This window comes from Fluviibacterium sp. S390 (assembly GCF_049800695.1).
In the GTDB taxonomy this organism is placed as follows: Bacteria; Pseudomonadota; Alphaproteobacteria; order Rhodobacterales; family Rhodobacteraceae; genus Meridianimarinicoccus.
This window is the reverse complement of the sequence record NZ_JBNAFN010000047.1, coordinates 1-7,423: the sequence shown is the minus strand read 5'-3', so window position 1 is coordinate 7,423 and position 7,423 is coordinate 1. Positions and strand designations below refer to the sequence as shown.

The window sequence follows — 7,423 nt, the reverse complement described above, 5'->3', positions numbered from 1 at the left end:
TGTGAGCTCACGGTGAAGTGCAGTTCCTGATATGTCGTTTTACTCCAGCCGGTTCTGTAACTCCATCAGCTCGCTTTGAAACACCTCAGCGGGCGTTCGGTAGCCGAGGCACTTGCGCGGCGTGGAATTGACGCGGTGGCAAATCGACCTCAAGTATCGATTTGTCAGCGCCGTCGGTTCGGTGGATCTGGGGAGATACTTCCGCAGCCTGTTGTTCGTGTTCTCGACTGTGCCTTTCTGGTACGGAGCTTGTGGGTCACAAAACCATGCATCTGCACCTATCCCGGCTTTCAGGTGCCGCCAGGCGGAGAACTCGGTGCCGCGATCAAAGGTGATCGACTGGCGTGCATCGGCGGGCAGGGGAGCTAGCCCCTGGATCAGCGCCTCCATGATCGGTTTGGATTGGCGATCCTCATTGCGCATGACAACGGCGAAACGACTGACGCGCTCGACCAGAGACGTCACGTTCACCTTTCCATGCTCCTTGCGGAACATCATCAGGTCGCACTCCCAATGGCCGAACTCGGCACGCTCAGAGATGCGCTCAGGCCTGTGGGACAGGCTTTGAACGTCGAAGATGTGGGTCCGGTTATGCTTGCGATAGCCACGCGGCCTGCGGCGGCGGCGATGTTCGGGAAGGTGCCGATAAAACTGCTCCTCGCGACCGTCCTTGGAATAGGCGAAGCGATAGATCGTCTCGTGGCTCACGCGGATCGGATGACGTTCCAATCGCATGCGACCGGCTATCTGCTCTGGCGACCAGCCAGCCTTCAGCCGATCCTCGATGGCGGCCTTGAGTTCAGGATGAGCGATCATCTTGCGATGGACAGCACGGCGCTGCTCGTATTTGTCTTGAGCGACGAGAGCGTGATAGCCGTTCAGCTCCGGTATTTCTTCGTCAGTATATCGGTTCCGCTTAATGTCCCGGTAGATCGTCGAGGGGTCGCGGCACAATCTATCCGCAATCTCTGAGACCGGCATTTTGGCTTCCAGCCACTTTGCGAGCTTGCGCCGTTCGTCCAGCTTCAGGTGACAATAGTGGGTTCCCATTCTTCATACTCCATGCAACTCTCTGTATTCGTACAAAATTTGCACTTCGTTTGTGAATCCACCCCCTAGCGCAAGTATATGTTTTAGTCGATATTATGTTACCTAGTCGAGTTGAGCGAACACAGAACCAGTCGTCGGATCATCGTAGGAAGTGCTGCATCGGCGATCGATTATGGCGCCCAAAGTTGGCTGAGAGGCCACCTTTGAGCCAGCCGGCAGGCTTGAAGCCTGGTTTTGCATCAAGGAAGAAGCTTTGCCGTCCACCTCCTGGGCGACCATTCGCTGCGGCAACAACAGACTCTTTAACCCGCTCGCCTCCGCGAGCGACATACTTGGACATTTGGGTTGCTCGGTTGCTCTTGGGAAGCGCAAGTGAGCTGCGAGCTGACTTTGTCGAGGTTGGTTTGTTCGGAGAGGCATAGCGCCCACTCACAGCGCCGCTGTGAGCGCGGTAGAGCGTCTCTCCTTTCTTCAAGGTGCGTGTTCGGATTGTCCCGCGTACCGCATCCGGATAGCCAGCATGGTGACGGAACGATTGACGAAGGGTTCCGCGGCGCGCCGTGCGATTGAATGTAGCTCGGGGTGTAGCGCGCGACTGTTTGTGGCCGACCGCCCCCGAGGCCTTTGTCGCAGTCGTTGCCTTTCGCGGGGTACTTGCTCGGTTGAACTGTGTCCTGGTAGCTCCTCGTGCTGCAGTGGATTGGAAGGATGCCCTGGCAGAAGGAGCGCTCCGAACGGGGGCGGTGCGGGTCACAGTTGGAAGAGCGGACGATGTCGAGCTTCCAGCAGTCGTTCTGCCACCACGGGCAGCATTGTTGAATGCCGGGCGGGCAGACATCTTGGCCAGGTGCAAGTCCATGTCCGTGCTTCCCGTTGATACTCCTAGGGTGGGAAGTAATGACGGAGCGATGTGCGCTTCGGCCATAGTGACCGAAAGGCTTGCCAGAAGAGCCAGCACCGATCTCATTGATCCGTTCCTGGCACACGTTGCGCATACTCCAGAGCACGCGACCAAAAGAACTGGAATTCGGGGTCACTGCACATGCCGCGCGTCGCGATGCTGGTGGCATCCAGGCGACCCTCTCGCGACCAGATGTTCAACTCCCGAAGAATAAACGGTATGCGCTTCCAGTCCTCCCGGAAGGGTTTGAGCATCTCGTCAAGCCGCTCAATGCGCTCGGAGGGGGCAAGCCGCCCCAGTAGGTAGTCGGTGGCATAGTCAGTGATTTCATAGGTCAGCCCGAGCCGATGACGGGGCTCGGCAACGCGTGCGCAAGCGCCGGTTGGATCCATGAACGACCCCCTCTCCTCGAGAAACTCGTTGAAGCCAGACACATAGCTAAGGATGAAGACCCACTCGTCGTCGAGGTCAGTGTATCTGCTCTCGCACAGGGCCAACGCCATGTCCGACTTGCGAAGCTCCGCACGGCCAAGCGATGTTGCGCTGCTACACCGAGGGGCAACGGTGGAGGAATTCGTCGGAGTATCGCCAAAGGGGTTGGTCTGTGTGCGTTCCTCACTGATGGGCGGTGTGCCCGCAGAATCCTGTTTGAAGGGATTGATGAACATGCTCGATTGCTGAGCCGTTGCGGCACTGGCGCAAAGCGTTGCGACAACGAACATCACGGAGGTCAGACGGCGCATCACATCACCTATTGTTCCGCCAGGGCCATAACCATGGCGTTGAAGGATTGGGCGATCGTTTCGATTACGTGACCGGTGCAGCCGTGGCGGTCGACCAGCACCTCGACGTCATAGGTCGCCATCACGTCTTGTACGCCCAGCTCATGCTGGCCTTCTTCGGAGGCAGCATTCCAGCCCGGGGGAAAGCGGTAGTACTGCAGAGCTGGGACAGCTGCGGGCTCCAGAAAGGCGCCACACCGCTGCGAGAGTTCTACGTAGAAGGCGTAGAGGTACGCCCGAGCGAGGTCACTTTGGGCGAACTCCGTCGCGATATCGATGCGCCCTTCGGCCAGCACCTCGAGCATGCTTCCCGCCGTGAAGAGCGCCGGATCAAGGGTGATCTGATCAATGGCGAAAGCGGCGTTGGCGAAGCCAGCCGAGCGGGCCAGGTGGTAGAACTCGAGCGCTCGGTCAGGATCAGGTGTGTCGACCCAGCCGAACTGCTCTGCATCGCCGAGGTACACGAGCGCGATGGACGATCCCGCCTCTGCAGCCTGGCCGAAAAACGCGAGCGCTGCTTCCCGGTTGTCGAGACCAAGATAGCCGCGGCCCAGTTGGAAGGCGTGGCGGGCGATGTCCCTGGAACCCGCCAGTGCGGTCTCACAGGCCTGGATCGCAAGACGGGGAACCAGCTCTGCGTCCGGGACGCCCGGAGCGACCCGCATCGGGTCTTCCGGATGCGCGGCAAGCACGTCACAGGCGTCCACCACGGACAGGATATCGTCGATGCCTTCCTGTGCCGAAGCCGCATGAACACTCGCAAGGAGAAGGGCGGGGATCACCATTGGGGGCAGATGGATCATAGATGTCACCTAGCTCCTGTGGATCAAAGCATGATCGATCAGGAAGCTGCTCTGGAAAAATGCGGGGACGTCCTCTGATCCAGAGAACCAATTGTAGACGGTCACGGCCCCGACTATCGCCAAGACCAAGAGAACCAGTCTGATCATTTTCTACTCCTTGTCCTAGTGTTCAATGATGGGTGTGAAAGGCTCGAATCTTCCTGGTGGCGGGTGCAAATGTTGTGGTCTTGCCGAGGTCGAGTCAGCCGGAGCTATTGCGAACCACGACCCGCCGATTCTCTTGCCTGCCGACCTCCGTGTCGTTGGTTGCCATCGGTTCCGCTTCGCCGACCCCGATTGGGGTCAGGCGCTCTCGATCGATGCCGTGGATGCTCACCAATGCGTTGACAACTGCTTCGGCGCGACGCTGCGACAGGGCCAGATTGTAGGCATCACTGCCCCGTCCATCCGTGTGGCCTTCGATAGCTACCGAAAGTGACGGGTCACGCTTGAGTGCGTCGGCAATCTTGTTGATTGTCGGCATCGCCTCAGGGCGAAGCGTGGTCTTATCGTAGTCGAACTTGATTCCGCGGAAGACGAGAACCTTGTTCTGTTTTAGCAAGTCCTCCATCTTCGGTGGGGCTGGGTTCTCTGCTGGTGGTCGAATCGTTGTCGGCTGTACCGTCGCAACCTCGATATGCGGTGCGCGACCCACAGCCTTCGCAGCGGGTTGCTTGGCCTCGACAGTTGCTGACGATATGGCGGGGGTCTCTGTGACGACAGAAGCGGGGGCCTGGGATTCAATCTCAACGGCGAGTTGGTCGTGTTCGGCGGTAACCTGGCCGGCGTTGTGGGTGTTCGCCCACTCGACCTCCGGCGTCTCGGCTTCGACGAACACCCATGCCTGATCCGCGGGTGCCGGGTCGATCCATTCTCTGGTAGGCAGTTCTACACTTATGATGTCGGTTTCTGACGGGGTCTCGATCACGTTGCCCAGTTCATCGAACTCGATGATGTTCTGCGCCTGGCAGGACATGGAAGTCATTGCCATCAGGCCTGCGAGACCAATGCATTTCATGGGCTTCTTCATCTGACATCTCCAATGTGGGTGCTGGATTCTCGACCCGGGGCGTCTCGTTCATCTCTTGCTGGTCAGAGGTGTGTGTCGGCGCATCCAGTTGGTTGCGAAGATCGCGGCAAGGCCGTAGCCGACGGCCATAGGCACAATGAGTGTGTTGGCAACAGCCGACAGATCGTCGGCACCGAGGATTTCCTTGATGGCTTGGGCATCCGATGGACGGGTAGGATCAGCATCAATGAAGTCGACGTAGAGGTAGTCGATGGAAGAGACGACCCCCAGCGTCAGCGTGAAACTGATCACAAGAACACCTATTGCTTTCAGCGCTCCCGGGGCGGGAGAGATGCCGAGCGCGAAGGTCGCCGCAGCCCAAACATACAACGCAAGACGAACCTGCTCGTCGAAGGCTTGGAAGTGCGCGATGCCTGCAAGGCCGGCCGCCTGCATGACCAGCAACCCTGTGTTGCCTTTACGGGTGACGCCTGTGTATAGCGCGAAGGCTGCGAGCCAGGCAGGCAGGATAGGTCCTGCGGCGTGCACCAGCACCCCATGCAACGGTGAGACGACCGAGGTAACAGCGTGCCCGCTGCCGTCGGCGTTGATGACAATGTGGGATCCGGCGCCGCCCCCGAGCAATGCGGTCCCGACATGTGCGATCTCATGCGCCCATACGTATAGCATCTGGCTCATGAACCGTGCGCCCTCGGGGCTGATCATGTGGGCGGCAAACATGACGGCAATCGTCAGCATGGCAGCCAGCATGGCCTGCCACGAGATCGATGCGAATGGGTCCCACCGCCAGGGGTTTGGCGGCCGATACCTTCCGCGGTTACCGGAGGATGGTGAACCGAGCAAAGCCAGCCTCCTCGACAACAATCCTGAAAGCCTTCTCGGCGGAGCTCAGCCGAGTCACCGACCCGGTTTGATCGCCCGCGCCGAAACCGATCAGCGTCAGAGAGGCACAACCCTGGTAGGGAGTCCCGATCAGGCGAGGCATGCCGAACCTGTTGCCGTCGAAGCGGCCCGCTTCAAGCGCATTGGTCAGCACAAAGATGTACGTATCGTGGCTGTCACAACGGGTTGCCCGTGCAAGCTCTTGCAGTGACCAGACCAGATCGACGTCGCTGCGCGACTCAGTCTCCATAAGCTCATGCACGCGCTTGGTCAGGAACCCGGGCACAGCTGAGGGGTTGGCCTTGCGATAGATGAACTCGATGTCCCGATTCCATTCTGGAAGGAACTCCCCGATGGCCGAAGGGGCGCCTGCTGTGCGCAGGTGCAGGTGATCGAGGTAATCCAGACCGAGTGAATCGATTTCCTTGAGCAGGAGCTTCCGGGCTTTCTCGTTGTAGGCCTTGTTCGTGACAACCGCGTTCAGGCTCGACATGTCGGCAACGACGAACACGTCCTTGGGGCGCTCGGCGGCGGGCGCCGTAGAGGCGCCCAGAATTGCTATGGACAACACCGCAGCTGGGATGAAGCGGGAGAAGATCACGGAGGCAGAGCTGTTAGTCGAAGCCGCGGTCATTGGGAGATCTCCTTCACAAGGGCGTTGAACTGGAAATTTTCGCGCAACCAGCCGACATATTCCAAGAGGATCAGTTTGGCTTCCTCGGGAAGCGTGCGACCATCATTGGGCAAGCCATCGAAATTGAGTCGCTGGGGGCATTGCTCCTTGGCGATTCGGAGGACCTTCTCCGGAACCTGCCAATCCTCTTCCGAAAGAAGTTCGTTCAGATCATGCATCCAGCCGTTGGAAGCGCCCAAGAGAAACTCGCCGTGGACGTAGTTCTCAATGTTCTCTGCGTCTTGGTAGACAATGCGGGAGATTGCTGCGGCGTACTCCATCGAGTGGTTGCGATCTCGGTCATCCATGCGGCTTTGCAGAGTTTCCGATTGTGCCATGCCGTCGGTCAGGAGGTCGATAGATTCTCTCGCCTTGGCGACTTCCGCCTTGAGATGGTTCAGATGCCGCAGGCCCTCGATGGCACTACCGATCGTATGAAGGCCGACGGCGGCGGCAATCATCGCCATGACGAATATCGGCGTTCTGACCACCTGAAGAATCACAAACAGCAAGATGGTGTTGCCGCCTTCCGTCGGCGCCAGATCGAGGCTCTCTTCCGATCCAGACATCACGGCCTGCAAGGCCATGATCGCTGGCTGAGCAAGCACAACCATGATCGCAAGCAGTGCCAGAATGAGAAAGAACCTGTTCCAGATGTGCTCCGGCAACAGATCCAGAAGCCTGTGAAATGCCCAGGTGGGGGCCAGGACAGTCGCCAGAGTGATCACTCCGCACAGCAGAGCAAAGTATCCGGTCAGCTGGCCGCGCTCATCGCGATAGAAGGCGGATGTGGTTTCGTAGACGATTGCAAAATCGAGCCACAGAAACTGGGTCAGGACGATGCCCATGATCAGCATCATCCAGTAGGCCGGAGCCGTGTTAATTTTGGCAATGGCGCGCATCATCGGCTCAGAGATGGCCCGAATAGTGGACAGATCATTGCTCATTTGGATCCCCTTTGCCTCTATGAGCTGATGGCCGCGGTGACCTGAGACCCAACTCTCCTCCAGATTTTAGGAGAATCCGCGTATTGATTTGTGGCTTCATGCGGCCAGTTTTTGCAACGTGATTTTGGCCACAAATTCGTTGGGCGTGAGATTTCCCAGTGATGAATGGGGCCGGTTTTGATTGTAGTCCTCCTTCCACTTGGTGATCTCTAATCGGGCGTCTGCTAACGACGAGAACAGCGTTTCGTTCAGGCATTCGTCCCGGAAGCTGCCGTTGAAACTTTCAATGAAAGCGTTCTGTGTTGGCTTACCGGGA

General features: G+C 58.5%; 8 protein-coding genes. All 8 read right to left on the bottom strand.

The window, feature by feature from the left end; genetic code table 11:
- Nucleotides 1-39: 39 nt before the first annotated feature.
- Nucleotides 40-1,050, bottom strand: a complete 1,011-nt coding sequence (locus ACP15K_RS19995) for an IS30 family transposase (protein ID WP_424990000.1) — start codon at nucleotides 1,048-1,050, stop codon at nucleotides 40-42.
- A gap of 963 nt (nucleotides 1,051-2,013) precedes the next feature.
- Nucleotides 2,014-2,694, bottom strand: a complete 681-nt coding sequence (locus ACP15K_RS19990; RefSeq protein ID WP_424991434.1) for a hypothetical protein — start codon at nucleotides 2,692-2,694, stop codon at nucleotides 2,014-2,016.
- 8 nt (nucleotides 2,695-2,702) lie between these two features.
- The gene (locus ACP15K_RS19985) at nucleotides 2,703-3,536 is read right to left on the bottom strand and encodes a hypothetical protein (RefSeq protein WP_424991433.1); all 834 of its coding nucleotides are present in this window, start codon (nucleotides 3,534-3,536) and stop codon (nucleotides 2,703-2,705) included.
- Between the two features lie 241 nt (nucleotides 3,537-3,777).
- On the bottom strand, nucleotides 3,778-4,605 hold the full coding sequence (locus ACP15K_RS19980; RefSeq protein WP_424991432.1) for an OmpA family protein: 828 nt from the start codon (nucleotides 4,603-4,605) through the stop codon (nucleotides 3,778-3,780).
- A gap of 48 nt (nucleotides 4,606-4,653) precedes the next feature.
- A complete protein-coding gene (locus ACP15K_RS19975) occupies nucleotides 4,654-5,355 on the bottom strand; it encodes a M50 family metallopeptidase (protein WP_424991431.1) in 702 nt (233 codons plus the stop codon).
- Nucleotides 5,356-5,422: 67 nt separating this feature from the next.
- Nucleotides 5,423-6,121: a hypothetical protein gene (locus tag ACP15K_RS19970; RefSeq protein ID WP_424991430.1), complete on the bottom strand. Its 699-nt coding sequence runs from the start codon at nucleotides 6,119-6,121 to the stop codon at nucleotides 5,423-5,425.
- Nucleotides 6,118-7,107 (bottom strand): hypothetical protein, encoded by a 990-nt coding sequence (locus ACP15K_RS19965; protein WP_424991429.1) that lies wholly within the window; start codon nucleotides 7,105-7,107, stop codon nucleotides 6,118-6,120. The genes ACP15K_RS19970 and ACP15K_RS19965 overlap by 4 nt, the downstream gene beginning before the upstream one ends.
- Nucleotides 7,108-7,203: 96 nt before the next feature.
- A partial coding sequence (locus tag ACP15K_RS19960; RefSeq protein WP_424991422.1) for an integrase core domain-containing protein occupies nucleotides 7,204-7,423 on the bottom strand: 220 nt, incomplete at its 5' end.